This window comes from Corynebacterium sp. MSK004 (assembly GCF_030232515.1).
GTDB classification, from domain to species: Bacteria; Actinomycetota; Actinomycetes; order Mycobacteriales; family Mycobacteriaceae; genus Corynebacterium; species Corynebacterium hesseae.
This window is the reverse complement of record NZ_JASPKB010000004.1, coordinates 80,665-106,765: the sequence shown is the minus strand read 5'-3', so window position 1 is coordinate 106,765 and position 26,101 is coordinate 80,665. Positions and strand designations below refer to the sequence as shown.

The following is a 26,101-nucleotide window of genomic DNA, read 5'->3' as shown; positions in this document are numbered from 1 at the left end:
AGCATGCGACCAGCATCTGTACCGTCCCCGGCAACTCTTGGCCTTACCCGGCCAACTGCTGCGGAGGACTTGTCCCGCCTTGGGTGGGATAATCCTGAGTCTCTCGAGCTGCTGTGGACCCTGGCCGCAGCCGGTGATCCCGATATGGCCCTCAATACGTTAATGAGGATCATCGAGTCAGCGCCTGAGATTGGCCCGGCGATGCGTGAGGACGAAACCTTCCGGGTACGGTTGATGGCCCTGTTGGGCGGCTCCTCTGCGTTTGGTGATCACCTTGCCGCCCACCCAGAGACCTGGCGCGAGCTCCAGCGCCCGCTGCCGACTCCCACGGAAATGCTGCACACCTTGTTGGAAGAGGTAGGCGCGGAACCGGCAACGTACGCCGAGCCGCCCACTCGTCCTGATACCGCGAGCCCCGATCTGACCTCTCCCGGTACATACCGGGCGGCTCCTGGCGACCACAAGGCATCGCTCAAGGTGGCTTACCGGACGCTCATGATGCGCATCGCCGCTCATGACCTCGCAGGGACTTTCCATTCGCGCAAGGGACAGTCACGGCCGCAGCCGCGGGTGGGTTTCCGTGAAGTCACGCGGCTGACGACGGCCCTCGCTGACGCCTCCTTGACGGCAGCGCTCGCCGGTGCTGTCCGAGTGGTCTACGAGGATCAGCCACTCGATGCGCAGCTGGCAGTCATCGCGATGGGTAAGTGCGGTGCAGGCGAATTGAACTACATCTCCGACGTGGACGTGATCTTCGTGGGCTCGGAGGCAACGCCACGGATCACCCGTCTCGCGTCAGAATTCAATCGAATCGGCTCGGCGTGCTTCTTTGAGGTCGACGCCAACCTGCGCCCGGAAGGCAAGTCTGGTGCACTAGTCCGAACACTGGATTCGCACGTGGCCTACTACAAGCGGTGGGCGGAAACGTGGGAATTCCAAGCCCAACTAAAAGCGCGGCCGCAGACCGGCTACTTGCCCTTGGGCACGGACTATCTCGACCAGATCGGACCCATGGTGTGGACTGCATCGCAGAGGGAATCCTTCGTGGAAGACGTCCAGGCTATGCGCCGTCGAGTGCTGGACAACGTCCCGGAGGATATGCGCCTTCGCGAACTCAAACTCGGCGAGGGCGGCTTACGGGACGTGGAATTCGCCGTCCAACTATTGCAATTGGTTCATGGCCGCTCAGATGAATCGCTGCGCACGCTGGCGACGGTCGATGCCCTCGCAGCGCTCGTGCGCGCCGGGTATGTCGGACGCGAAGATGGCACCCAGCTCATCGAGGCCTATGAGTTTCTTCGCTTGCTCGAGCACCGCCTTCAGTTGGAGCGCTTCCGCCGTACCCACACATTGCCGGAAAAAGATGACCTCAAGGCGCTGACGTGGCTGGCCATCAATTCAGGATTTCACCCACAGGGGCATCAATCAGCAGCGGATCGGATGAACGCCCACCTGCGGAAAATTCGCCTGCTCATCTCTGAGCTGCACTCGCGCTTGTTCTACCGCCCGCTGTTGAATTCCGTGGCGTCGATGTCTGCGGATGAGCTCAAATTGTCGCGAGAAGCAGCGCTTTTGCAGCTGGCAGCACTTGGCTATCGCCACCCGGATCGCGCCTTCGAGCACCTCACCTCCCTGGCGGCTGGGCAGTCACGCAAGGCCCGTATCCAGGCCATCCTGCTGCCGACCTTGATGGAGTGGCTCTCAAACACGGCCGATCCAGACATGGGCCTGCTGAATTATCGCAAGCTGTCGGAGGCGGCCTACGACCGAACGTGGTTCCTGCGCATGCTTCGTGACGAAGGCGTCGTCGGCCAGCGCCTCATGAAGATATTGGGCACCTCGCCATTTACATCGGAGCTCATTATCCGCGCGCCGGACGTCGTTAAGCAGCTCTCCGATGGCGCGGCAGGGCCCAAGCTATTGGAAACCAAACCGGCGCAAGTTTCCTCCGCCTTGATTAATTCCACCAAGCGTCACGCGGACCCTGACAAAGCCGTGTCGGTAGCCCGAGCCCTTCGCCGCGCGGAGCTGGCGCGGATCGCTGCCGCGGATCTGCTGGGATTTTTGCCGGTCCAGCAGGTGTGCTTTGAGCTGTCCACCATCTGGAATGCAGTGCTGGAAGCCGCGCTGCGCGCCGAAGTCAGGGCCTGGAGGCTGGAGAACGATGACGCCGAACCACCAGCCCGCATCGCCGTGATTGGAATGGGGCGGCTCGGCGGCATGGAGCTGGGCTTTGGCTCGGACGCCGATGTCATCGTGGTGGCCGAGCCAACCGAAGACAATGCCGAAGAGGAAGCCCTGCCGTGGGCAATTGGCATTATCGAGAAACTGCGCCGCCGTCTGGCAAAGCCTTCCGGGGATCCGCCCTTGGACGTTGATTTGGGCTTGCGACCAGAGGGTCGGTCGGGAGCAGTTGTGCGCTCGATCGAGTCCTATGAGCGTTATTACTCGCAGTGGGGCGAACCCTGGGAGATGCAGGCACTACTCCGCGCGGCTTTCGTGGCGGGGGACAAAGACGTCGGGCAACGTTTCCTCACCTTGGTGGATGCCTTCCGCTATCCACCGCAGGGCGTGAGCGAGAAGACCATCCGCGATATCCGCAGAATGAAAGCGCGCGTTGATAACGAGCGTTTGCCGCGCGGCGCTGACCGCAATACCCATACCAAGCTGGGGCGCGGCGGGTTGACCGATATCGAATGGACCGTCCAGCTGCTGCAGATGATGCATGCTCACGACGTGCCGGCGCTCCATGATCCCTCCACGCTGCGCGTTCTCGACGCCCTCGAGGAGAGCGAGGTCATTCCAGTCCAACAAGTGCAGGAGCTGCGAGAGGCCTGGTTGTTGGCCACCGATGCCCGCAACGCCCTGGTATTGGTGCGTGGCAAGCGTGTGGACCAGCTTCCGGCACCGGGCCCTCAACTGGCGCAGGTGGCTGGTGCGGCCGGCTGGGCGCCCGAGCGCAACCAACAATTCCTAGAGCACTACCTCAAAGTCACCCGGCACGCCCGGAAGGTAGTCGACGAGGTGTTTTGGGGTGAGACTGAGTCATTCGAGCACGATTAGTAGAGCACAGCGTGGGCAGGTGTGTATCCTCCCTGACCCGCACCCTGAGTGAACCCGGATCTATCCCTGAACTTAACGCACGCCCCTGTTCAATCAGGTGATTAGCCGTTAGCCTTAGGCGGAAGTGAACAGATAGTGTCCCGCGCCCTTTAAGGAGCCTAAAAAGGAGAACACCATGAGCCTTAATCTTTCTCTCGATCTCAATGCTGCCACGCTGGCTGATCTCGATGCATTCTTGTCCGCCGCCCGAGCCGCCGGGTGCGATCCCGCCGCCGCGCTGAGCGTGGAGGGGACGGTGATGCGGTTGGACGTCGACAAGCCCCGCGTTGTCCCTCCTGAGCCGAAGCCAGAGACCCCACGCCGCAGCAGCCTTGATCGCTCCGTGGCAGAGTCAACTATCCGGTCCATCATTGATGCGCTGTCCGAGCGCCTGGATTCGCCGCATCCCCCGCGCGGTACCTCTTTTGGGACCTTTGGCCCTGGCGCGGATTAAGCCGGCGGTGTGAGAAAAGTCTAAGGTTGTGGCCGTGAAGTCCAAGCAGTTTATCGCCGTGTGGGTCCTCGTTGTGATCGCTGTCATCACCGCCGTCGGCGCAGGCTGGTGGGCCACAGAGCGGCACCAGGTGCCGGAGGGCGCACTGACCGTGGAGCAGGTGGTCAACGGTGGCGTCCCACAGGATCAGTCGGTTGATGTTCAGCTCGACCCTGCTGAAAATGACCGCATTGTTTCGCTGGCAGAGGCACTGGGGATCCCGTCGGAATCGGTTCCTCGCGGCCTCTTGTCGGTGGCATCGGACAGGTACCGCTCCCGCCAGATCCTCGAGACTGATCTCAAGAAGGCCTTGGAGGCGGGTGCAATTACGAAAGATGATGCGAAGGGTGTGCTCGCCGCCTTTGACGCCGGGGTCGTCGCCCCGGTGGATGGCCCGATTCTCGTGGAATCGACCCCGGCCGAATAGCCCGATGAACTAGCCCGGCTGGGGTGCCGGCGCGAACACACAGGGACTGGCAGGTGATACGCAGTCAACGGGGATCTGCCTGGCAGCCGCGGATCTTAAGCTCACACGCACAGATAACGAATCGATAAAGGTTGGTGCGTTGAGGTGGAGAAACAACGAAAACTACGCGAGCTGCTCAGAACCGCCCTGGGGGTGAGCATTGCCGTCCTCGTTCCGATTGGCGGTGGGCTCGGGGTCTTCGAAGTGGCCAATTCGGTACCCCTTGAGGCGGCGTTCAGCGCCGCGGCCCTTCACTAGCCCAGCCCTGAACTAACCAACCTGCACGATGGTGACGTGCGGGCCGCCGTCCTCGCCGCGGCCGCGCAGGATGTGCGTGATGAGAACACCCACGATGCCAATGCACCACACGACAAAGACTGCCCAAGCAGCGAGCCGGAAGTCATGGAAGGGGTAGTCAGGCCCATTACCCAAGTGATCGAGAACCATGCCGACGAGCTGGGCGCCGATGACCGTGGCGATGAAGCCTCCCATATTGGCCAGGCCCGTCGCCGTGGCGACGACAGTGCGGTCGAGGTTTTCACGGACAATGTCGAAACCGTAATTTGCCACCGGTGTGCACAGGGCTACCAGGCTGATGAGGATGAACAGCGAGAGATAGCTGCCACCGAAGAGGAAGAACAAGGCCCACACCGCGCAGTGGGTAGCCACAAACCCTAAGGCGAGCCACGGGCGGAAACCGCTGGCCCTGGAGGAAAGCTTGCCGTGCAGTGGGCCGACGAGCACCATGCACACGCTAAACCACGTCAGGATCCAGCCGGCGCTAGTCTTAGAAAAATCCATGCCTGCAGTCATCAGCGGCACGCCCCATAGCATGACGAACACGTTGGTGGCCCCCAGGCCGATCCAGTGAATAAAGAATGCCTGCCAGGCTACGGGGGAACGGAAAACGGTGGATAACAGCGCTGCTGTGCTTTCCGGCTTCGCGTTAGGTTTTTCCTTCGGCTTGGGCACGATGCCGAGGGATTCTGGGGAATCAGCCACCGCCACCGCGGCCGCAACGGCGATGAGGATGCCCACCGCACCCAAGCTAACGAAGGCCATGGTCCACCCGCCCCAGCCCAGCAGCATGGCGAAAGGAAGGGCGGACAAGAACTGGCCCAGCTGCCCAAGCGACGAGGTGACCTGAGTGAACATGGGGGTGCGGTGCAGCGGGAACCAGTAGGGGAGAATACGCATCACGGAGAGGAAGGCGGTGGCATCGCCCGCGCCGATGAGCAGGCGGGCGGCGATGGCTACCCAATAATTGCTGGTGAAGCCAAGGAGTACCTGACCCACGCCCATGATGACGGAACCAATGACGAGCAGGCGCCGCGGCCCGAACTTATCGATGAGCATCCCGGTAGGGATCTGCGCCAGCGAATAGATACCCAATTGCACAGCGGTGAACACGGCAATGCGGGAGGCGTCGACCTCGAAGCGATCGATGGCTTCGAGGCCCGCCACGCCAAATGACGTGCGGCCGGTCATCGCCACGATATAGACCAACACCGCAGCCACCCACACAGAGAGAGCCTTCGTGGTAATTACATTGCGTGGATGAGGAACCGACATGGCTGATACTTTACGCGTCACCAACTAAGATGCAGGGGGTGAAGTACATTTCGACCCGCGATACCGACCGCCAGCCCGCCTCCTTCACGGATATCCTCCTTGGAGGTCTGGCCCCTGATGGCGGCCTCTACCTGCCGGAAACTTACCCCCGCATCGATGACGCCACCCTGACTAACTGGCGCCAGACCTTGGCGGAGGACGGCTACGCGGCCTTGGCCGCGGAGGTGCTCAAGCTCTTCGTGGATGATATTCCCGCAGAAGACCTCGAAGGAATTGCCCAGCGCGCCTATACCTACCCCAAGTTTGACCACGAGGAGATCGTCCCCGTCAGCGAACTGGGGGAGGGCCTGTACATTGGTCACCTCTCTGAAGGGCCGACGGCCGCCTTCAAGGACATGGCCATGCAGATGTTGGGCGAGCTCTTCGAATACGAGCTGGCCCGCCGTGGCGAGACCCTCAACATCTTGGGCGCTACCTCGGGTGACACCGGTTCCTCGGCGGAGTACGCCATGCGCGGTCGCAAGGGAATTCGCGTCTTCATGCTGACCCCGGCCGGGCGCATGACGCCCTTCCAGCAAGCCCAGATGTTCGGCCTGGATGACCCGAATATCTGCAATATCGCCCTCGATGGCGTCTTTGATGACTGCCAGGACGTGGTCAAGGCGGTATCGGCCGACGCCAACTTCAAGGCCGAGAACCGCATCGGTGCGGTCAACTCCATTAACTGGGCCCGCCTCATGGCGCAGGTGGTCTACTACGTCAACTGCTACCTCAAGGTCACCACGGAGAACACCGAGAAGGTCTCCTTCAGTGTGCCCACCGGCAACTTTGGTGATATCTGCGCCGGCCACATCGCCCGCCAGATGGGCCTGCCCATCGACAAACTCATCGTCGCGACCAATGAGAATGACGTGCTCGATGAGTTCTTCCGCACCGGCAGCTACCGCCCGCGCTCCTCGGAGCAGACGTACAAGACGTCCTCGCCGTCGATGGATATTTCCCGTGCCTCGAACTTCGAGCGCTTCGCCTTTGACCTGCTGGGCCGCGATGCCGCACAAGTTAAGGAGTTGTTTGGAACGAAGGTGAAGGAAGGCGGGTTTAACGTCGACAAGCAGGCGCTCGACGCTGCCCGCGCCGAGTACGGCTTCCTGTCTGGCTCCTCGACCCACGCCGACCGCCTTGCCACCATTAAGGATGTCCACGAGCGCTACAGCGTGCTGGTGGATCCGCACACTGCCGACGGCATCAAGGTTGCCCGCGCAGTTAAGGATGAGTTCGGCGTTGACACTCCCATCGTGTGCCTAGAAACCGCGCTTCCGGTGAAATTCGCGGAGACCATCTCGGAAGCCATCGGCACTGAACCGGAGGTGCCGGAGCGTTTCGCCGGAATCCTGGAAGCCGAGCGTCACGTCACCGATCTGCCCAACGATGCGGCGGCGGTGAAGGATTACATCACGCAATACATCAAGAGCACGGAGGTTTAAGCCAATGGCACAGGAACAATTCTCGGGCCCGGAGTATTTCACTGAGTTTGACCCGGAGAAGTTCATCCGTGACATGAAGCAGATCGCTGAGATGGAGAAGGAAAACAAGGATCACAAGGCGGACCCGGGTGAGGCTGCATCCGCTCAGGAGGACTAGGCCTTACCTTCTGGTGGTGCTCAGCGCGACTGCGCTGGCAGTGGGTGGATGCTCAATGCCTATGGGGGTTGACTCCGTTCCCGAAGCTGCCTCGAGCACGTCCGAGTACACCACTATGACGCCGGCCCCGCCGCAGACGCATACGCCCGATGTCTCCCCAGTGCCGCCGGGCGCGGCGCTCGACATTTCTGCTATGCAGCCCGTTCCCGGCGAAGCCTTTGACTTCAACCTTTGCACGGTGGCGTGGAGCTTTGTGCTTGACGACGCCCGTACCATCGCCGTCACCGCCTCCCATTGCGGTGAGCCGGGGGATACGGTGTGGGCAGGCGCTGAGGATAGGGAATTCGTGTACCCAGCGGAGCCCGTCGGCACCATCATCTATTCCGATCTCAGCTCACCTGACACACACCAGCTCGACTTCGCTTTGGTGGAGATCACGCGGCAGGCGGAGTTTTATGTCCCGCAGGACATGCCTACCAGCGTGGTCGCTGCGGGGCAGGAGGAGCTTCCGGATGAGGTGTGCAAGCTGGGGCGCATCACGGGAGAGACGTGCGGACCACTGACGCATGGAGAAAGTCACGGGAAACTTCAGTTTGGCGACCGAACGTTGGACACCGTCTCGGCGAGTGCCCGAGTCTGTTCCACGCATGGTGATTCCGGGGCGCCGGTCTTTGGCGCGCCGGGCAGCCCCTTTGAAGGCGTGATCGTCGGGGTTCTGTCAGGGACGACGGAAGCCGCGGCAAGCAGTCAAGGCTGCACCGACGGGTCTGAGGCGGAGATGTCCTTTACCGCTGCCTCCGACATCGAGGCACTCCTGCCGGAGATTCTGGAGCGGGTCTAGGCGCTAAGATTAAACTCATGCCGACTCCTGATTTTATTGTGTCCCTGCGTGAGAAAATCGGTCACGAGCAGCTCTTCCTTCCCAGCGTGACCGCGGTTATCGTGCGGGCGGTTCCTACCGGTTCTGCGATATGGGAGCTGCCTTCAGTGCTGCTGGCCCAGCGAGCCGATAATGGCACGTGGGCTCCCATCTCCGGTATTTGTGAGCCTGGCGAGGAAGTCACGACGACCGCGTTGCGTGAGCTCAAGGAAGAGGTGGGGCTCGACGGCCGTATCGAAGCGCTCCTTGGTGTCGGTCAGGTGGGCCCAGTGGTCTGTCCCAATGGGGATAAATGCATCTACATGGATACTGCCATCCGTGTCTCCGTTCCGGATGATGCGGAGCCGGTCGTCTCCGACGAAGAGAACCTTGCCGCGCAGTGGTTCTCGGTGGCGCAGATGCCGACGTCTGTCAGCGCGCGCCATCGCATGATCATCGGGGATGCCGTGGCACAGATGAAACATCCGCAGGGCTTCCGTCCGCGGATGGGCTACGTTAAGCGCAACTAAAAGCCTAGGTCAGGAGTCTTTTCTTTGAGGTTTGTCCGTGGGCTGGGAATCGTTGGAGTTACCGCAAAGTATCATCAGAAACGCATGAAATGGGTTGATGTTGCCGGCGGTGCTCGATAGCTTCGGGGTCATGATTTCACGCACACTGAAGAAAGTAACCACTGCAACTGCGTTCGTCGCCCTCGCAGGCGGCGTCCTGGGTGCCGGTACTGCCGGTGCGCAGGAACCATCCTCCGCTGACTCCGTGAAGTCCAGCCAGATTCAGGAGCTGAGCTCGCGCCTGTTCGGTGACTCCTTCTCCTCCTCCACGAAGCCGGAAGCTCCGCAAGGTTCTGGCTTGATTGAGAAGTATGAAGACATCGACGGTCTGCAGGAGAAGCTGCCGGCTGATGAGGCTCAGAAGGTTCTCAACGGTACCTTCACCGCTAAGAAGAACCCGGCGATTTCCGTGACCTTCAATGAGGACGGAACTCTAACCTACGATGACAGCTGCAACTCCGGTGGCGGCAGCTACAAGCTGGACCAGACCGATGCCATCGTGGCGGAGAACCTGACCTCCACGATGCGTGCTTGCTCCCCTGAAGAGATGGCCGATGCCGATGCGCTCAACACCATCCTCACCGCCAAGCCAGTCGTTATCCCCGTGGAGGGCAACACCTTCGCGCTGGGCAGCCAGGGCCAGGCCATCCAGTTCACCAAGGCTGAAAACTAAAGCCTGATAAACACGCTGACAGCGTGCACTGCGGAGCTAGTTCGAGATTGGGCTAGCTCCGCTTCGCTGTGCGCGCCGTCCTTCGATGAGCCAGCTAATGAAGCGGCAGGAGCAAGCAGACCAGTGCGCGATGAGGAGCAACGGGATGCTGAGCGCGATGACGTCGAGAAGCTCCGAGCCATTCACCAGCGCTACTTGGTGCCCGCCCATGCTGACCGTCCCGGGCGGGAAGGTGCAGGCCCACCATGCGGGCGAGTAGTCCACCCAGCGAGCCACATTGGGGTAGAAGGTGATCATGGCATAGAGCGCGAGGGGGACGGCGATCACCATAGCGGTCAGCCCGTAATAGACGGAAACATGACCGGGGTAGAGGATCTGCATCGCGGTGGTGGATTGGCCCACCACGCCCAGCGGAACCCAGGCGGTAGCTGAGTTGGCCCCGGAGAGATTTACCTTGCCGTGCCAAGCGGCCCAATACACGCGGATGAAGGTGGGGACCGCGGTAGAGATCGACATGACGAAAAGAATGGTGCCCATGACGTGGTAGGCATGTCCGTAGTCGAGGGCAAGGAAGCCAGCCACGGAGGATGAAATCATGGGACCAACCAGCGGCAGACCCCAGGTAAAGCGCGGTTCACCGTCGAAGCGGGTGAGCTGAATAGCCCACGTGATGACGGTGACGGGTCCGCCGATCCAAAAGCCGACGAGGCGGAAGGTTCCGATATCCGTCAACCCGGACAGCGCTGCGCCGAGCGCCAGGATGCCGATGAAATACATGGACCATTCAGCCATCGAGGTTCGCGCGAAGCTGGGCTGGCGGTATAGCGCAAAGCCAACCGTCAGCACGAGGAGAATAATGCAGGATAGCGCTGCGAAAACGGCGGAGCCTGTCAGCATGCCCTCCTCAACGAGCAGCCGAGAGACGATGGAGGTTCCCATGAGGCTGCCGCCCCATGCGGGCCCGGGCGGTGGCAGTTGGCGGAATCTGTCAGTCACAGCTGGAATGGTAGCCATCCCACTGCATTTCGGCCCCATTGATCCGCATAATTGGGCCGTGAGATTGCACCCTGTTGCGCTCGGCAGTAGGGGAGGGCACACAGGATGTGCGTGGGCGGTTGACTTCACCGTCGGCAGCGATGCTCACTGCGTAATACGACGACGGGCCCCGACGGTTCTTTCGAATCGTCAGGGCCCGGATCGGATACAGAGCTGGCGTAGAGCTAGGCTCTAGCAGTCGTAGTACATCTCAAATTCCTGCGGAGTCGGACGCAGGCGGACCGGCGCAATCTCGTTCTCGCGCTTGTAGTTGATGTAGGTCTCGATGAGGTCCTCGGAGAAGACATCGCCCTCGGTGAGGAAGTCGTTGTCTTCCTCGAGTGCTGCGATGGAGGCCTCCAGGGAGGTCGGTGCCTGCGGGATGGAGGCAGCCTCTGCCGGCGGCAGCTCGTAGAGGTCCTTATCCACCGGAGCGTGCGGCTCGATGCGGTTCTTGATGCCGTCGAGACCTGCCATCATCATGGCGGCGAAACCGAAGTAGGGGTTGCCCGACGGATCCGGAGCGCGGAACTCGATGCGCTTGGCCTTCGGGTTGGAGCCGGTGATCGGGATGCGGATGGCAGCCGAGCGGTTGCGCTGCGAGTACACCAGGTTAATCGGCGCCTCGAAGCCCGGAACCAGGCGGTGGTAGGAGTTCAGGGTGGGGTTCGTGAACGCCAGCACAGCCGGTGCGTGGGCCAAGATGCCGCCGATGTAGTAGCGAGCCATGTCGGACAGACCGGCGTAGCCAGCCTCATCGTGGAAGAGCGGTTTGCCGTCTTGCCACAGGGACATGTGGGCGTGCATACCGGAACCATTATCGCCCGCCAGCGGCTTGGGCATAAAGGTTACGGTCTTACCAAACTGCTCCGCGGTGTTCTTGATGATGTACTTGAAGGTCTGAATATCATCAGCCGCGTGCAGCAGGGAGTTGAAGCGGTAGTTGATCTCGTTCTGACCGCTGCCCACCTCGTGGTGGAAGCGCTCGATGGTGAAACCAGCCTTCTGCAGTTGTTCCACCATGGCATCGCGGACTTCGCCGTGCTTGTCGACGGGTGCCGTCGGGAAGTAGCCGCCCTTCACGCGAGTCTTAAAGCCGGTGTTCGGGGTGCCGTCGAAGTTGGTCTCAGAACCGCGGTTCCACCAGCCCTCGTCGGTATCAACCTCGTAGAAGCCGTTGTGGACATCGGTGCCGTAGCGAACGGAGTCGAAGATGTAGAACTCAGCTTCAGCGCCGAAGTTACAGGTATCCGCGATGCCGGTGGAGGAGAGGTATTCCTCAGCCTTGCGGGCGATGTTGCGCGGGTCGCGGCTAAAGGGCTCCAGGGTGAACGGGTCGTGGACGAAGAACTTGATGTTCAGGGTCTTCGCGGTGCGGAAGGGATCCACGAAGGCAGTCTTCGGATCCGGCAACAGCGTCATGTCGGACTCATCGATGGTGGTGAATCCGCGGATGGACGAACCATCAAAAGCAAGGCCGTCGGCGGCTGCGTCTTCAGTAAATTCCTCGGCCGGAATAGAGAAGTGGTGCTCGGTGCCGGGGACGTCCGTAAACCGGATGTCAACGAACTTGACGTCCTCTTCCTTGATGAATGTGATGACGTCCTGGATTGTCTCAAAGGACACGGTGGTCTCCTGTTGGTTGACGTGTAGTACTCCCGACTAGTTTACAGGTATTGGCTGCATCACTGGGACGCGTGGGCACCTGAAGGCAAAATTTCTGCTCGGGATGGACGGCGGCTAGATTGGTGGGCATGGCAGATAACAACGATGGCATCGGGTCGGGGCAGTGGCCTGGGCAGGCATTGGGCTTGCCCAAGGAGGGGCCAGGTGCCCTGGCGTCGGTAATGCGGCGTACGTTCGGCGTGTTAATTGACTGGATTTTGGCCATGATCATTGCCAACGTTCTCGTGCTCTTCACCGACAATCTGGGCGGTCCCGCCTTCTTGGGTTATGCAGTGTGGGTAGTCATGGGCATCGTGTGCGGGTGGCTGTTCGCCCGCACCCCGGGCATGGCGTTGCTCGGTATGGGCGTGGCGCGCCTCGATGTCCCAGGCACTTCCGTCGGCCTGTGGCGTGCGGTGGTCCGTACGTTGCTGACCGCCGTGCTGTTTCCTGCAGCGATGGTCGACGCCGACGGTCGCGGCCTCCACGACCGCGCCACCGGCACCGCCGTCATCATGGCCTAAGTCTTGTCCGGTGCCAACCGGGCCGTGTTCACTACAAACCACACGTGGGATGGAGCAGATGGCGTCCAGCAAACGGCACCTAGCAAAAGGCATCTGTTGAATGGCGTTTTTGAGGTTAAAAAGGCCCTTCCGGTTTTAGAGTGCGTTGATTTTGTCCTGTAGTTGTCCGGAGTGGATTAGGCATCGCAAGATGTAGTGGTTGAGGTTTTTAAATCCTAGGGCGATGCCGCGTAGGTGTTCGAGTCTGCCGTTGATTGCCTCAACGGGGCCGTTGGATGCACCGATATCAAAGTAGGCGAGCACATCTTTGCGTCGACGCCACAGGGTGCGTCCCAGTTGGGCGAGCTCTTCTAGGCCTTGTGGTAATCCTTTACGCAGGGTGTGGATGATGCGTTCCATGAGCTTTTTGCCTTCCGATTTCCTCGGATGCGCGTACGCTGCGATCATGTCTTGGTAGACCAACCACGTTACTTCCAGGCACACGTAGTCGTCATCGGTGGCCCACAACATTTCTAAGCGTTGCTTTTGCCGCTCGGTGAGATAGTTCGTCCTGGTCAACAGGGTGCGCCGGTGCTTGTACAGCGGGTCATCTTTGCGTCCGCGGCGCCCGGTGGTCTCACGTTGGAGTCTTTGTCGGCAACTGGTGAGCTTGTCGGCTGCTAGATGCACCACATGGAAAGGGTCCATGACTTTGTCCGCCTGTGGTAGTTGCTCCTCGACTGCGGTGGCATAACCGGTGAACCCATCCATGGTCACCACCTGTATCTGCTCCCGGAAGCTGGGGTCGCGTTCCTTAAGCCACCCGCTGAGCACATCTGCGGACCTGCCCGGTCGCATGTCTAACAAACGAGCAGGCCCACGCCCGTCCACCAGCGGGGTGAGGTCAACAAGTATGGTCACCAGGTTTGATGCCTGGCCTGGTTTTCTGGTGTGTTTCCATACGTGTTCATCGACTCCAAGAATGCGAACCCCGTCTAGGTGACATGGATCGCCGTAGACAAGCTGGCGGCAGGCATCCAGCGCGACTTGGTTGACCAGGTCCCAGCCCACACCGAGTGCTTTGGCGGTAGCTGACACACTCATCCGGTCAATAGCAAGGCGCTGCAAGATCCAGCGGGTGACCCGGTGCGTGAGCTTGGCGCCGTCATCAGCGCAGGTTAAAGATTCTTGGAAGATCTTTCTCTTACATGAGGCGGCTGTGCACCGGAATCTAGGGACTGTTACGTGCAGCCTAGTGGGGAATCCAACGACAGGAAGATCAACGAGTCGACGGGTGATGTGGTCGCGTAACTTTCCTGGCTGTCCGCAGTCCGGGCACACGCCGACAACGGCTACTGGCCTGGCCTCAATGATGGTCAGCGCTCCGGCATCAGCGGCACCGGTGATGGCAAGCCCGATTTCCGCGGTACGGCAGATAGTGTCGGCGACGAGGTTTCCAGTAGGCTTCACAGTACGGGTCCCTGGTGGGTTTAGATGGTTGTGTAGGAACTTTCATCTTCACACCAGGGACCCCTACATGTTGTGGTGACCCGCTGAACCCGTCGATTTCTACCTCACCCCGCTACGCACCCCAAAACCGGAAGAGCCGATAAACCACGCGCCGACGCCAAGGACGACAGCCAGGATGAGGAGCAAAGCAATCAGCGCCGCGATGGCGCCGCTGAAGCGCCCTGTGCCTTTCGGCGGGGTAGGAGCGGCATAAGAGTTGGGCTGGGGTGGATTTGGGGGTGTTGGCGCGCCACCGCTGAACGGCTGCGGGGCGGAGCTAGCGGGGTGCCCACCGAACGGGGGAGTGCTTCCGAATCCGCCGCTCGGACCATTCGTGCCGCCGGGATGGCCCGGGCGGCCAAACCCGGGAGCAGGTGAACCGAAGCCGGAGGAACCGGAGTTGCGTGGAGGGGTGCCCGAAGGACCAGTAGGAAATGACATGGCGGGAGATCAGCAACCTTTCCGTGCACAGGAAGTTAGAGCATCGAGATACCTCTAACAATCTAAACCCTCGAGCACCGTCCGTGGGGACTTCAATGGAAGCTCGTGGGAATACTCCCCAGTGGGGCAGGAAGTGCTGGCAGCACAGCAGAGTACACACTGTGCAAAGCGCGAGTAAAAACGTAAACGCTGCGCAGAGAATTGTGACTGTGCAAAAATAGGACAGATAGAAAACGCCTATTGGCATTTGCAAACGTCACGATCTACGGAGGCTTCGGTGACTGATTCAGATCGCAATCATGGATTCGGCGCGCATCCCCAGCAGGGAAACGGCAGCCAGCCACAGCCTTCTCATCAAGAAACCCACCCGGAAACCGCAGATTTTGAAGCCCCGCCAACACAACAGCGCCCAGTACAGCCCCAGCAATACCCCCAAAACATGGGAAATAGTCCGGGCTACTCGCAATCGGGTGAGCACAACTACTCAAATCCTTTTGCTCCCTCCGGATCCCAGGGCCAGTATCCTCAGCAGCAGCAATTCCCCACGCAACAATTCCCGCCCCAGGCGGCGCCGCAGGACGGATTTGGCCAGTACGATCAGCAGCCGGCTGCCTATGCGAATTCCTATGCACAGGACGATGCCGGAAACCATGGTTCCTCTAATTCCGGAAAGCTTGTGCTCATCGGTGTATTGATCCTGGCAGTAATCCTCGTTATTGCCGCGTTGGCCTACCTCATTTTCTTTAAACACGCTGACTCAGGATCCCAGGCTGAATCGCCCCAGACCTCTGCCCAACTCACCGAGCAGAATGAGGGGCCACAAGACAGCACTTCAGCTGCGGAGGAGCCTGAAAAGACCTCAGAGGAGGCTACGACGACCTCCAAGGCGCAGAAGCGCCCCGAGCACCCTGACCTGCCCGCGGGCGCTATCCCGGCGAACGACGCCGCGCGTAACAACGAGCCCGGCGGCAACTTCAACAGTGTCTATCGCGGCACTGAGGTGACGACGGAGCCGTTCGCCAACTCCGTGCGCGATGAATACGTCAAACACTACGTCGATACCCACGAGTTTGACGCCACGATTAGGGCCTTTAGCCCGAAGACCAAGCTGTTCTACACCATGGATTGTTCCGATAACGGCGAGTATGTGACCTGCACTGGCGGCAATAACGCGGTTGTATACATCCTCTAATACGTAGGCGAGCATCGATGAAACTCAGAACACGCCCAGACCGCACGCATGAACGCCCGCGGCGCCGGCCGGCGGCACTGGCAGCGCTGGTGGGGATCGCGGTGGCGTCGCTCAGCGCCTGCACCATCGGGGACGTCTCTCAGCCGGAACCAAGTGCTCCGGCAAGCAGCCCGCAGCCTTCCCTTCCTGATTCTGGATCCGGCTCGTCCGCACGTCCTGCCCCTGATTCCATCCCCGACAAGGAACCATCCGTGATTAAGGCCACCGACCTTCAGGAAGCCGTCGACGCCATCGCCGCCGACAACCCGGGAACCGGAATCGCGGTGGCAGGGTCACAGACCGTCGCGGCTGCCGGGATCACCGACCCGCGGCCCGCATGGTCCACGGCGAAAGTCCCCCTGGCCATCGCCGCCGAACGCGCCGGGGTAGCGGATCCGGACGCTGTGTCTCGGGCAATTACTTTTTCCGATAACGCTGCGGCAGATTCTCTCTGGGAAGCCCTCGGCGGGGGAGCGCAGGCGGCACAGGCTACCCAGGAGATCATCGGAACCGCCACTGTTCCCGCCACGCCACCGCGCCCAGGGTTTAGCGCCTTCGGCCAAACTCAGTGGCCGGTGTCCGAGCAAGCGAAATTCGTCGCTGCGCTGGGATGCCAGGAAGGCGCTGATCCCATCCTCGCGGCCATGGGTGACGTTGATCCGGCACAGCAGTATGGCCTTCGCACCCTCGACGGGGCGGTGGTGAAGGGCGGCTGGGGGCCTGCCGAGGACGGTTCCTATGAGGCCCGTCAGATGGGGCTTATCACGCTAGGTGGGCACACGGTGGCGGTAGCAATTTATGCCGCAGCACCATCCGGTGATTACGGCGAAGCCCAGCAGATGCTGACGCGACTAGCCCGGCAATTAGAAACCGCTCAGGTGGAGTGGCCGGACGCGGGATGCCAGCAGGGAGCTGTCTAAAAGCCCTAGTGCGATTCTTAGTGAGGCCAGTAGTCCTCGAATTTTCCGGCCTCCCCGTCGATGTCATAGTCCGTACCCCGGATGTTGAGCACGGAGCCGGTGTCATCCCCGCTGGTGGGATCGAGGATTATGGCGCTAAAGGAGCTTCCCTCACCGCGCGCCGGGCCAAAGGCAGCACCGCTGGACCAGACTCCGCGGTAGAAAAGGGAGTCCTGCTTTTCGCAGACCACAATGTGCGAATCGGGATCCGAGCCATGGGCAGCGAAAACCATGTTCTCGCCTTGTTGGCAGCGTGCCTCTGGGTAGTCGGACCATCCGGCCGCGGTGAGTCCTTCAGGGACATCGGCAGCATCAGGATTGAGAGAAGTCTCCGGTGCCTGCTCATTAGCAGCTTTCTCGTCGTCAGCAGCTTTCTCGTCGTCAGCAGCTTCCTCGTCGTCAGCTGTTCCTTCTTCTGCGGCCGTTTCCTCCGGCGCAGCCCCGCCTACGCGGGTGGGTTCCTGCTCCGTTGCGCTGCCGGCTTCGGGGCTTGCCTGGCTGGTGGAACGGACATCATTCCAAATCACGATTCCGGCAATCAGCAGTGCGATAAGGATCGCGATGGCGCAGATGATCGGAACGAGGTTGCGCTGCTCTGACTGGGGCTGTTGAGTCTGGCCCGACGCCGGCGTAGGGGGCTTATGCGCGTAATGGTTAGTGCCAAATCCTGGGGTGCTCATAGGGTCCTTGGAAAACAGTAGAGAACTACAGGTAGCATATCTGGCTCCGCACAACCAGACGGAACTGCGGGGTAGCACCCTCCATTTGGGGGCGATGGGACATGGCAACCTCAAGCCTTGCTATGCATATGGTGCAATGGGGCGGTGACTAATTCCTACTTCGTGCAATGGCTTACCCAGCAAAAGCGGTATACCACCGTGTACCTGCTGGGCGAGGGCGGCATGGGGCAGGTTTTTCATGTAACCGATCCGGACCTGTCTCGTGAGCTCGCGGTTAAAGTGCTGCTGGATGATGTCCGGGATGAGGCCTCTCGAGCCCGTTTCCACAACGAAATGAAGGCTCTCACCAGGATCGGTAGCCACCCGGGGGTGGTTCAGTTCTATTCCAAGGAATCGACGCCGCGCGGGGATGACGTGATGGTCATGGCGTTCATTGACGGTGGAACCTTAGCGCAGGCGATCCGGGAACGGGCCAACAAGGGGAGGGGATTTACGGTCACCGAGGTGGCGTACTACCTCAAACCGATTGCCGCGGCGCTGGACTATATGCACCACGAGCTGCACCCCGGGTGGGTGCATCGGGACATCAAGCCCGCCAATATCTTGCTGCGCAAAAACCCGGGCAGCCTGCCGCCGGCTGTGCTGAGTGACTTCGGAATCAGTATCGAGGAAGGCCAGTCGCGCCTGACCAAGGTCGGTCACATCGTGGGTACCGAAAAGTATTTGGCCCCAGAGAATAACGGCCATGCTTATGGTGATGATGACATGTCGGCGCGCGCGGACGATTACTCGCTGGCGCTTATCGCCTTCGAGATGCTTACGCTTCACCACCTCAAGGACACGATGCCGCGCAGTGAGTGGGAAGGACAGCGCCGTATCCCGGATTTGTCCAGCGATGCCTTCGCCGCATTCCTTGCAGAAGACACTGCCCGCGTTGCCTCGGAGGCACAGACCGTGCTGAACAAGGCGCTCAACAGCGTGCCCATGCAGCGCTATGCGCGGGCCCAGGACTTCATCGCCGCGCTTGACGACGTCTCCCGTTCCCGCCCCTCCCAGCCCGCTTCCGGCCCTACTTCCTCTGCCCCGCGTAGCGCCCCAGCCCTGCGCGGCGCCCCAGCCCCGCAGCCTTCGTCGCAACCAGAGCAGCCGCGGAATGAACGAAGCACTGCGCGGACGGGACAGTTTGGCCAACAGGGGCAATCACCCCAGCGTTGGCCGGAGCCCTCCGCCTCCTTTGGGTCCATGGATCGGGCAAGGCCAACTGGCTTCGTCGCTCCCTCTAATCCGATCGCGTCTTCGGGAACCGTGTCACCCTCCACACCAGTTACCCCGGCGATGCCAGGGTCTACGGTGCAACGACGGTCTACTCTTCAACGGGCAACCCGCAAGCCGGCCGCGAAGGATAATTCGAATGCCCTCATCATCACGGTCACCGTCGTGGTCATCATCCTTATTTTCTTAGTGACGTGGGCTATCGTGGCCTAGCGGCAGCTGAGGTGGGGTGTGGCTTAGCACGCCGAAACAAAGTGAATGCCGCTACACTGAAGGGCACTGTTTGAAGGCGCCTCGCCGACATACCCGGCGAAGAGCGCGAGTTGTCCAGCCCTACGGAGGTCTCCATGAGCCAGCAACAACCACGCACGCCGCAGAACGCACCGCGGGGGCCCAGGCTGCGCATCGATGACCTGATCGGCGGCGTGAAGGTTATTTCCCCGGGGGAGGAACTCATCGTCGGCCGCGCCGGTGACTTCCGGGTGGGTGAGGAGGACCTCAGCCTGCACCGCCAGCTCTTCCAGCTGTGGTATGGCGGCCAGGGGTGGATGATCTGCAACGTGGGCAGTCACATCCCGCTGCGCATAGAGCTACGTGGGGTCAAAGGATTTTCGCGCATTGACCTCGGCCCCCGCTCGGTCGCGGCGGTACCCCCAGGGCCATCGAGGGTTACCTTTGAGACGCCAGAATGCCCCTACGAGCTGTATATCGACGTAGAAAACAGCAACTATTCGCGCCGTACCAAGCGCGAGCAGGACGTTGATGAAGAGCGCACACGCACCCGTCACGTGCCCAATGATGAGCAAGAAGAGCTGCTGCGCCAGCTAGCCAGCTACCTCAAGAAGCCGGGCTCCACCGACGCCGATATCCCCTCGGTGCGCGACATTGCTGAGGCGCTGGGGTGGACCGAAAAGAAGACGAACCACAAGATGGATCGCCTCGTCGATAACCTCCGCGCTGACGGCGAAAAGGCCTACAAGCCTTATAAGACCTTCTTGGCGCACTACGCCATTCGACACGGCCGCTAGCGGGCCGACCTCTTGCGGTCCGCGGCGGCCGCGGCGGCGGAAGAAATAGAGTCGTTGCGGTTCTTGAGCAGCTCCAGGGTGGTCGCCTCGGCGTCGTCGGGAGGGGTGGCGCCGAGGACTGCTAGGGCGGCGTCGGCAAGCATGGCGGACTGCTCCGGCACGCGCTGCGAGGCATCAAACGGTGCGTTGCCATCATTGGGGCGCATTTCAATGACGGAGAGCGCGATGTGGAAGGGGAGCTCGATGCGCGGATCGTCCTCGCCCACAATTCCTGCGGCGGCAGTACGGAAGTGATCCTTGAGGCGGTCGCGCTGCTCGTGATATTCACCGAACTCGGGGGAATTAGCCACCGGCAGCTGATAAAGGCGGCCGACGTTCCACGCCGAGGTCAAAAGCAGGCGAGATTCGGCTGCTACCAGTGACCACAGGCGCTGCGCCGGCGCGGCATCGGAGGCCGCAAGCTCATCCGCCAGCTCCAGCGAGGGTTCGATGGTGGAATTCAGCAGAGTGAGGAAGATATCCGTCTTCGAAGGAAAGTGATAGTACAGCGAAGCCTGACGGATGCCGACGGCATCAGCAATTTGGTGCGTGGAAGTTGTAGCAAAACCCTGGGTGGTAAAAAGCTCGGATGAGGCATCCAGGATTTCTTCGCGCGCGGTGTTACCCCGGCGGCGTGGGCTATTCTTCCGTGGCCTGCCAACGCTACCTGCCATGAGGCGGACTCCCTTCGATAATGTTCAAGTAATAACTGACGGCAAATCAGTAATCGTACACTCCGCCGCAAACGGCGATTGCTAAAGCTCAGCTTTCACTACTGCCAACCACATTACCGTGCCGAATCATGATGGATTCAAAGGCAGCGGAGACTGTGCGGCACGCCGATCCATAGGCGGTGCGGTCCAGTGGAGGCAGATCCCCGAGCACGACACTGTGCTGGACGACGCCTTCGTACCACTGCCCCAACTCCAGCGCGATGCCCGTGCCCCAAGCGAGACTCAGGCCCTCCGCCTCCGCGGTGGTGAGCAGCTCACGCTCCACGCCGATGGCAAGACGGTCTTGGGTGGGGCGGGGCGCTGGTGCTGCCCAACGCGCGATGGCAGAAATGGGCGCCAGCAAAGAAAAACGAATTGACACATCGGCTAAACGATCGGGAAGCCCATCCACGAGCTTGAGCGGTGCTGGGCGCTGTGACACAGCCTCGGCGTAGAGCTCCTCCTCGCCGCCAGACCCCAGTGGGCGGCCAGCATCGGCACGGGTTGATGCGCAATCCTGTACCGCGCCGCAGGTCAAACCGGCCTCGGTGATGACCTTCGCTAGCTGTTCGTCAGTGCCTAACCACGTGATGGGTAGTGAGGGGAGGAGGTCGCCGCGGGCAGCGGCGCCGGTGAGGCGAACCGGGCTGGCGAGGCCTGGAGAACGGACGATGTCCGTGACCACGCGAGAAAACCACGCAGCGAGTTCCACACCGTCTCCCCGGTGGGCAGTTGCGTTGCGCACCAAATCCTGCGCTTCTTCTAGCAAGCCGCGTGCATGGGCGGGGGACTGGCAGTGGGTAGCGAGTTCGCTGAGGTCTGTGAGTGATTCGTGCAGTGGCATAAAGGCTTAAGTTCCCTTTCCATCAGGGGCGTTCTAACCCTTCAATGTAGCACTCGGGGGTGCCAGCTCTGGCTAAGACAGGTGCGGTGCACGATCCCCAAGAGGACAGCGGAAAACGAAAGCCGCCGCCTACCATGCCCCTTAAACGGGGAGGTAGGCGGCGGCTTAAAAGCTCTTTTGTCCTGTCCTAGTGAGTCACGAGTACAGCGGCAAAAGTGCGCTGTTGAAACCAGCTAGTGTTTAGCGGGACGTGAACGGCAGGAGAGCCATTTCGCGAGCGTTCTTGACGGCAGTAGCAACCTGGCGCTGCTGCTGCGGGGTCAGACCGGTGACGCGACGGGAGCGGATCTTGCCACGATCGGAGATGAACAGACGCAGGGTCTTGATCTCCTTGTAGTCAACCTTCTCAATGCCCTCGGCCTTGAGCGGGTTCTTCTTCGGGCGACGGGTCTGCTCCATACGGAACTTCTTGTGATTATTACGCTTGACAGCCATTGTATGGGTACCCCTTTACCAGCTGGACTTGCGAACGCCCGGCAGCTCACCACGGTGAGCCATGCCGCGCATACGGACACGGGACAGACCGAACTTGCGGAGGTAACCGCGCGGACGTCCATCGGCGGAGTCGCGGTTACGGACGCGGACGCGAGCGGCGTCGCGCGGCTGACGGTTCAGCTCGAACTGCGCCTCGAGGCGCTCTTCGTCCGGGGTGTTCGGGTTCTTGATGATTGCCTTGAGTTCAGCGCGACGCTCCGCGTAGCGGGCGACGATTTCCTTGCGCTGCTCGTTCTTGGCGATCTTTGACTTCTTAGCCATAAATTATCGCTCCTCGCGGAATTCGACGTGCTTGCGGACGATCGGATCGAACTTCTTCAAGGTGATGCGATCCGGGTTGTTGCGCTTGTTCTTACGGGTCACGTAGGTGTAACCGGTGCCCGCAGTGGACTTCAGTTTGATGATTGGACGGATGTCATTACGTGCCATCTTTAGATCTTCTCCCCACGTGCGCGAATCTTAGCCACGACGGACTCGATGCCGTCGCGGTCGATGATCTTCATGCCCTTGGTGGAAACATTCAGGGTGATGGTACGGCCCTCAGAGGGCAGGTAGTACCGACGACGCTGCACGTTGGGGTTCCAACGGCGCGAAGTGCGGCGGTGCGAGTGCGAGACCTGCTTGCCGAATTCCGGCTTGCGGCCCGTTACCTGGCAAATAGCCGACATGGGTCTTCTTTCTCCTAGCCGCCCACATCGAAAGCGACTAACGGAGTGCCTATTCCGCGGTGAGGCGCGGCGCTCGAAAAAGTGAGGTTGAGCAGGAGGCATAAATCCGTTGAACACCAGTTGATGAGGGCGTAAAACGATTACTTTGACAACAGCAAGGGGAAATCTTACATGCCGCGGCCTGTAGAACCTAATCACCGCCGTCGTGTAACCGAGCTTTGATACCTATTATCCAGGTGCCATTTCCGTCGAAGATGCTGGCGGGGAGATTGTTTGCGCTTTCCGTTGCGTTGCTCTGAGGAGTTTGAACTGCGGCGATTTCGATTTTGATGCCTGCGGCCTGTAGGATGTTTCAAGTTGTCGGCGCGAGCCGCACGTTTGTAAGTATAGAGACCCAACTCGGGCACGATCCTTTCACGCTCTCACGCGTCACGGAAGGAACCGACCCGTAGTTCAACCCTGAGGGAATCGACATATGAAGAAAGACATCCACCCGGATTACCACCCGGTGGTCTTCAAGGATGCCGGTACCGGCCACTCCTTCCTGACCAAGTCCACCGCTACCTCCGATCGCACCGTTGAGTGGGAAGACGGCAATGAGTACCCGCTCATCGTCGTTGATGTGACCGCTGAGTCCCACCCGTTCTGGACCGGTGCCCAGCGCGTTATGGATACCGCTGGCCGCGTTGAGAAGTTCAACCAGCGCTTCGGTGCAATGGCTCGCCGCAAGAAGAAGAACGCGTAAGGAGGATAGGAAAAGATGGCAACTCCTAAGTTTAAGAAGTCCCGCGCGAACACCCACTCTCGCCGTTCCCAGTGGAAGGCTGACAATGTCGCCCTCCAGGAAGTCACCATCGACGGTCAGACCGTGCGCATCCCGCGCCGCCTGGTCAAGGCTGCAAAGCTTGGCCTGGTTGACGTCGAGCAGTTCTAAGGCCTTGTAGGTCTTCAGTCTGTGACTGTAGCCCCGAAGATTCACCGCTTTGAGTGAATTTTCGGGGCTTTTGTCGTGCGCATGTATTGCGCGCTCGCAATGCTCCCTGATTGCTAACGCGTGGGCCGCCGAGGCGGTCTTGAATTTTTGGGGGAAATTAGCGACCTAAGGGGTATAAGGGGGCGAAAGAATGTGGCCTACTTCGCAAAAACGTCCTAGATAGGACATAATTGAGATTATGAAGATTCTTGTCGTGGATGACGAGCAGGCCGTACGTGAATCGCTTCGGCGCTCCCTGAAGTTTAATGGCTACGAGGTTGTGTTGGCCGCCGATGGCGTTCAGGCTGTCGAGATGGTTCACAGTGATAACCCCGAGCTACTGATCCTCGATGTGATGATGCCGAACATGGACGGCCTTGAAGTCTGCCGCACCCTGCGCAGCGAAGGCTGGGACCGCCCCATTCTCGTGCTGACGGCTCGTGATGGTGTGTCCGATCGTGTTGCAGGTCTTGATGCGGGCGCTGACGATTACCTGCCCAAGCCATTCGCGCTGGAGGAGCTATTGGCTCGCGTGCGTTCTTTGGTTCGGCGTGCCGCCGCTGGCTCCATCGGGACGAAGCAGCCGGTTGAGACGCAGCTAAGCTTCGAGGATCTCAAGCTTGATGCAGATACGCGTGAAGTTACTCGTGGTGACCGGCCAATTTCCCTGACCCGCACCGAGTTTGCCCTCTTGCGCTTGTTGATGGAGAACCCCCGCAAGGTGCTCTCCCGCAACACCATCTTGGAGGAAGTGTGGGGCTATGATTTTCCCACCTCCGGAAATGCACTGGAAGTCTACATTGGCTATCTCCGCAAGAAGACCGAGGAGAACGGTGAGCCGCGTCTTATCCACACCGTGCGCGGTGTTGGCTATGTCATGAGGGAGGCTATCGCGTGATTTTGCGGAGGCCCGCGCCTGATGCGGTGCCTTCTGAAGACCTGGATACCACTGCGTGGTTAGGCCGCTCAGGCCGACGCGGCTGGGCTTCACGGGCGCCGCTTCGGTGGCGCCTTTCTTTGGTTACCGGCGTTGTTGTCGCCTTCTCCGTGGCCGTAATGACGTTTGTGACCTATTGGCTCGTCGTGGCTTCGATGACGGCGAGCGTCGATAAGCAGATTATGCAGCAAGCCGACGTACTCATACAGCAGGCGCAGGATCCGGCCTTTGTGGAGAACATCGACCAGGAAATTTCCTCATTCAAGCTCTATAACCCCTCGACTCGAATCTCAATCTCCCCACCGTCGGTGGCGTTTGCATTTGGTGACGCACTGCCCGTGGGCGGCGAGTTTAAGCCCGACGGGGACACTATGGAAAGCTCCATCCGCACTTTGGGTGGGGAGCGCGTGCTGGCTAAGCATGAGGACGGCGGGGCCACGGTAGTCTTGGCTAAGGACCTAGGACCGACCGAGGAAATCGTTTCCGCGGTGGGCTCGGCTCTGCTCATCATCGTGGCGTTCGGCGTGCTGCTTTCCGTGTTTGCGGGAATGGTGGTGTCCAAGACCGGCATGGAACCCATCGCACGCCTCAAGCGCGCGGTAGATTATGTGACGCAGACTAATGACTTGCGGCGGATTGCGGTGGAGAGCAATGACGAGATGTCGCAGCTGACGGTGTCCTTCAACCGAATGTTGTCTGCCCTGCAGCATGCGCGCGTGCAGCAATCGCAGTTCGTGGCAGATGCCGGCCACGAGCTGAAGACGCCGCTAACCTCCATGCGTACCAATATCGAGCTGCTCATGATGTTGAATAAATCGGGCGGCGGATTCGGCATCAGCGAGGAAGATCGCCGTGATTTGGAAGACGACGTGATGGCGCAGATGTCGGAGTTGTCGACCCTGATCGGTGACCTCGTGGACTTGGCGCGCGAAGATGCCACTGAGAAGGAACCGGAACCTGTCGAGCTGCACGAGGTTCTGGAGAATTCCCTTAACCGTGCCAAGCGCCGGCGCCCTGACGTGGACTTCCGCGTGAGGTTTATTCCGTGGATGTTGGATGGTGACCCATTTGCCTTGGGGCGTGCCACGCTCAATCTCATGGATAACGCCGCGAAGTGGTCACCGCCGACGGGTACCGTGCGCGTGTCCATGCGGCAAGTGGCAGAGGACAAGGTGCGCCTGCGTGTGGATGACTCGGGTCCCGGTATCGCGCCCGAGGAGCGCGACAAGGTGTTCGAGCGTTTCTACCGTTCGGCCGAAGCACGTGCAATGCCTGGTTCCGGATTGGGCTTGGCCATCGTGAAATCCGTCGTTGAGCGGCACAATGGAGAGATCACCATTAAGGACTCCGCGGACGGTGGAACACGCATGGAGGTTATCCTGCCGGGGCATCCCACCGAGGGGGATGCCATGGTGGATGGACTGGAAGAAATCCCGAACGAGTTTCAGCCAGAATCCTTCGATGCGCAAGAAGCAGGGGAGGCATCTCAGGGGCCAGCCGAGGAGCGCTCGGAGAACCCGCACGACCGGGGTCATATCTTTGCGGAGCGGTGGTTTAACCAAAGTTAGTCTTCCAAGTATCGCCCCAGTTCAGGGCGCACAGGAAATGTACAGCTTTTCCTAGCACACTGGCAGAGCAGAGACAGATACACCCCAGCGCGATGGTGCACACTAC

Annotated in this window: 30 protein-coding genes; 17 read left to right on the top strand and 13 right to left on the bottom strand. The window is 60.5% G+C overall.

Translation table 11 applies throughout. The annotated features are described in order from the left end of the window. The first annotated feature begins 3 nt into the window (after positions 1 to 3). From QP999_RS06125 to QP999_RS06115, 3 genes are all read left to right on the top strand, one after another. Positions 4 to 3,063 (top strand): bifunctional [glutamine synthetase] adenylyltransferase/[glutamine synthetase]-adenylyl-L-tyrosine phosphorylase, encoded by a 3,060-nt coding sequence (locus tag QP999_RS06125; protein WP_284847876.1) that lies wholly within the window; start codon positions 4 to 6, stop codon positions 3,061 to 3,063. A gap of 175 nt (positions 3,064 to 3,238) precedes the next feature. After that, positions 3,239 to 3,556, top strand: a complete 318-nt coding sequence (locus tag QP999_RS06120; RefSeq protein WP_070519746.1) for a Cgl2226 family protein — start codon at positions 3,239 to 3,241, stop codon at positions 3,554 to 3,556. Between the two features lie 34 nt (positions 3,557 to 3,590). Further along, positions 3,591 to 4,022, top strand: a complete 432-nt coding sequence (locus QP999_RS06115) for a hypothetical protein (protein WP_284847875.1) — start codon at positions 3,591 to 3,593, stop codon at positions 4,020 to 4,022. A gap of 162 nt (positions 4,023 to 4,184) precedes the next feature. On the opposite strand, the gene QP999_RS06110 is transcribed toward QP999_RS06115, so the two are convergent. Beyond that, positions 4,185 to 4,316: a hypothetical protein gene (locus QP999_RS06110; protein WP_255362876.1), complete on the bottom strand. Its 132-nt coding sequence runs from the start codon at positions 4,314 to 4,316 to the stop codon at positions 4,185 to 4,187. Between the two features lie 15 nt (positions 4,317 to 4,331). Beyond that, entirely contained in the window at positions 4,332 to 5,633 is a 1,302-nt protein-coding gene (locus QP999_RS06105; RefSeq protein WP_070519750.1) for an MFS transporter, read from the bottom strand. Positions 5,634 to 5,671: 38 nt separating this feature from the next. Here QP999_RS06105 and thrC point away from each other — a divergent pair, with 38 nt between their 5' ends. The 5 genes from thrC (at position 5,672) to QP999_RS06080 (ending at position 9,375) form a co-directional block, all read left to right on the top strand. Next, the gene (gene thrC / locus QP999_RS06100; protein WP_070623314.1) at positions 5,672 to 7,117 is read left to right on the top strand and encodes a threonine synthase; all 1,446 of its coding nucleotides are present in this window, start codon (positions 5,672 to 5,674) and stop codon (positions 7,115 to 7,117) included. Positions 7,118 to 7,121: 4 nt separating this feature from the next. Then, positions 7,122 to 7,274, top strand: a complete 153-nt coding sequence (locus tag QP999_RS06095; RefSeq protein WP_284847874.1) for a hypothetical protein — start codon at positions 7,122 to 7,124, stop codon at positions 7,272 to 7,274. A 61-nt stretch (positions 7,275 to 7,335) separates the two neighbouring features. Continuing rightward, on the top strand, positions 7,336 to 8,115 hold the full coding sequence (locus tag QP999_RS06090; RefSeq protein ID WP_257964697.1) for a trypsin-like serine protease: 780 nt from the start codon (positions 7,336 to 7,338) through the stop codon (positions 8,113 to 8,115). 17 nt (positions 8,116 to 8,132) lie between these two features. Continuing rightward, positions 8,133 to 8,663 (top strand): NUDIX hydrolase, encoded by a 531-nt coding sequence (locus QP999_RS06085; RefSeq protein WP_143335729.1) that lies wholly within the window; start codon positions 8,133 to 8,135, stop codon positions 8,661 to 8,663. A 130-nt stretch (positions 8,664 to 8,793) separates the two neighbouring features. Further along, on the top strand, positions 8,794 to 9,375 hold the full coding sequence (locus QP999_RS06080; protein WP_284847873.1) for an META domain-containing protein: 582 nt from the start codon (positions 8,794 to 8,796) through the stop codon (positions 9,373 to 9,375). A 36-nt stretch (positions 9,376 to 9,411) separates the two neighbouring features. On the opposite strand, the gene QP999_RS06075 is transcribed toward QP999_RS06080, so the two are convergent. Together QP999_RS06075 and glnA are read right to left on the bottom strand one after the other, a co-directional pair. Beyond that, positions 9,412 to 10,371, bottom strand: coding sequence for a TDT family transporter (locus QP999_RS06075; protein ID WP_482156230.1), 960 nt, complete (start codon positions 10,369 to 10,371; stop codon positions 9,412 to 9,414). Positions 10,372 to 10,602: 231 nt separating this feature from the next. Next, a complete protein-coding gene (gene glnA, locus QP999_RS06070; protein ID WP_070530146.1) occupies positions 10,603 to 12,036 on the bottom strand; it encodes a type I glutamate--ammonia ligase in 1,434 nt (477 codons plus the stop codon). 128 nt (positions 12,037 to 12,164) lie between these two features. Between glnA and QP999_RS06065 the strand changes: the two genes are divergently transcribed. Then, complete coding sequence (locus QP999_RS06065) at positions 12,165 to 12,599, top strand: RDD family protein (RefSeq protein ID WP_070530143.1); 435 nt, start codon at positions 12,165 to 12,167, stop codon at positions 12,597 to 12,599. A gap of 135 nt (positions 12,600 to 12,734) precedes the next feature. Here QP999_RS06065 and QP999_RS06060 read toward each other — a convergent pair whose 3' ends face one another. Both QP999_RS06060 and QP999_RS06055 read right to left on the bottom strand, forming a co-directional pair. After that, on the bottom strand, positions 12,735 to 14,048 hold the full coding sequence (locus QP999_RS06060) for an ISL3 family transposase (RefSeq protein ID WP_284847872.1): 1,314 nt from the start codon (positions 14,046 to 14,048) through the stop codon (positions 12,735 to 12,737). A 99-nt stretch (positions 14,049 to 14,147) separates the two neighbouring features. Next, entirely contained in the window at positions 14,148 to 14,528 is a 381-nt protein-coding gene (locus QP999_RS06055; protein ID WP_284847871.1) for a hypothetical protein, read from the bottom strand. 277 nt (positions 14,529 to 14,805) lie between these two features. On the opposite strand from QP999_RS06055, the gene QP999_RS06050 reads away from it, so the two are divergent. Both QP999_RS06050 and QP999_RS06045 read left to right on the top strand, forming a co-directional pair. Continuing rightward, positions 14,806 to 15,720 (top strand): hypothetical protein, encoded by a 915-nt coding sequence (locus tag QP999_RS06050; RefSeq protein ID WP_269948453.1) that lies wholly within the window; start codon positions 14,806 to 14,808, stop codon positions 15,718 to 15,720. Positions 15,721 to 15,737: 17 nt separating this feature from the next. After that, complete coding sequence (locus QP999_RS06045) at positions 15,738 to 16,679, top strand: serine hydrolase (protein ID WP_232770824.1); 942 nt, start codon at positions 15,738 to 15,740, stop codon at positions 16,677 to 16,679. Positions 16,680 to 16,696: 17 nt separating this feature from the next. On the opposite strand, the gene QP999_RS06040 is transcribed toward QP999_RS06045, so the two are convergent. Next, positions 16,697 to 17,398: a hypothetical protein gene (locus QP999_RS06040; protein WP_284847870.1), complete on the bottom strand. Its 702-nt coding sequence runs from the start codon at positions 17,396 to 17,398 to the stop codon at positions 16,697 to 16,699. 144 nt (positions 17,399 to 17,542) lie between these two features. Here QP999_RS06040 and QP999_RS06035 point away from each other — a divergent pair, with 144 nt between their 5' ends. Beyond that, the gene (locus QP999_RS06035) at positions 17,543 to 18,883 is read left to right on the top strand and encodes a serine/threonine protein kinase (RefSeq protein ID WP_284847869.1); all 1,341 of its coding nucleotides are present in this window, start codon (positions 17,543 to 17,545) and stop codon (positions 18,881 to 18,883) included. A gap of 134 nt (positions 18,884 to 19,017) precedes the next feature. Then, complete coding sequence (locus tag QP999_RS06030; RefSeq protein ID WP_118854842.1) at positions 19,018 to 19,698, top strand: DNA-binding response regulator; 681 nt, start codon at positions 19,018 to 19,020, stop codon at positions 19,696 to 19,698. Here the strand turns inward: QP999_RS06030 and QP999_RS06025 are convergent. The 6 genes from QP999_RS06025 to rpmB all read right to left on the bottom strand — a co-directional run bounded on the left by QP999_RS06025 (position 19,695) and on the right by rpmB (position 22,517). Further along, the gene (locus tag QP999_RS06025) at positions 19,695 to 20,411 is read right to left on the bottom strand and encodes a TetR/AcrR family transcriptional regulator (RefSeq protein ID WP_070597474.1); all 717 of its coding nucleotides are present in this window, start codon (positions 20,409 to 20,411) and stop codon (positions 19,695 to 19,697) included. The genes QP999_RS06030 and QP999_RS06025 overlap by 4 nt on opposite strands. 88 nt (positions 20,412 to 20,499) lie before the next feature. Next, on the bottom strand, positions 20,500 to 21,294 hold the full coding sequence (locus QP999_RS06020; protein ID WP_284847868.1) for a hypothetical protein: 795 nt from the start codon (positions 21,292 to 21,294) through the stop codon (positions 20,500 to 20,502). A 240-nt stretch (positions 21,295 to 21,534) separates the two neighbouring features. Then, the gene (gene rpsR / locus QP999_RS06015) at positions 21,535 to 21,789 is read right to left on the bottom strand and encodes a 30S ribosomal protein S18 (RefSeq protein ID WP_010187626.1); all 255 of its coding nucleotides are present in this window, start codon (positions 21,787 to 21,789) and stop codon (positions 21,535 to 21,537) included. A 15-nt stretch (positions 21,790 to 21,804) separates the two neighbouring features. Further along, entirely contained in the window at positions 21,805 to 22,110 is a 306-nt protein-coding gene (gene rpsN, locus QP999_RS06010; protein ID WP_010187625.1) for a 30S ribosomal protein S14, read from the bottom strand. A 3-nt stretch (positions 22,111 to 22,113) separates the two neighbouring features. Beyond that, positions 22,114 to 22,278 carry a 50S ribosomal protein L33 gene (gene rpmG / locus QP999_RS06005; protein ID WP_010187624.1) on the bottom strand — a complete coding sequence of 55 codons (165 nt, stop codon included), beginning with the start codon at positions 22,276 to 22,278 and terminating at the stop codon, positions 22,114 to 22,116. 2 nt (positions 22,279 to 22,280) lie between these two features. Beyond that, the gene (gene rpmB / locus QP999_RS06000; protein WP_005279911.1) at positions 22,281 to 22,517 is read right to left on the bottom strand and encodes a 50S ribosomal protein L28; all 237 of its coding nucleotides are present in this window, start codon (positions 22,515 to 22,517) and stop codon (positions 22,281 to 22,283) included. A 475-nt stretch (positions 22,518 to 22,992) separates the two neighbouring features. Here rpmB and QP999_RS05995 point away from each other — a divergent pair, with 475 nt between their 5' ends. The 4 genes from QP999_RS05995 (at position 22,993) to QP999_RS05980 (ending at position 25,995) form a co-directional block, all read left to right on the top strand. Continuing rightward, positions 22,993 to 23,262 carry a type B 50S ribosomal protein L31 gene (locus QP999_RS05995; RefSeq protein ID WP_005530151.1) on the top strand — a complete coding sequence of 90 codons (270 nt, stop codon included), beginning with the start codon at positions 22,993 to 22,995 and terminating at the stop codon, positions 23,260 to 23,262. A gap of 15 nt (positions 23,263 to 23,277) precedes the next feature. Beyond that, complete coding sequence (rpmF, locus tag QP999_RS05990; RefSeq protein WP_010187615.1) at positions 23,278 to 23,451, top strand: 50S ribosomal protein L32; 174 nt, start codon at positions 23,278 to 23,280, stop codon at positions 23,449 to 23,451. 238 nt (positions 23,452 to 23,689) lie between these two features. After that, positions 23,690 to 24,388: a response regulator transcription factor gene (locus tag QP999_RS05985; protein ID WP_284847867.1), complete on the top strand. Its 699-nt coding sequence runs from the start codon at positions 23,690 to 23,692 to the stop codon at positions 24,386 to 24,388. Then, positions 24,385 to 25,995: a HAMP domain-containing sensor histidine kinase gene (locus tag QP999_RS05980; protein ID WP_284847866.1), complete on the top strand. Its 1,611-nt coding sequence runs from the start codon at positions 24,385 to 24,387 to the stop codon at positions 25,993 to 25,995. Before QP999_RS05985 ends, QP999_RS05980 begins: the two co-directional genes overlap by 4 nt. The last annotated feature ends 106 nt before the right edge of the window (positions 25,996 to 26,101 follow it).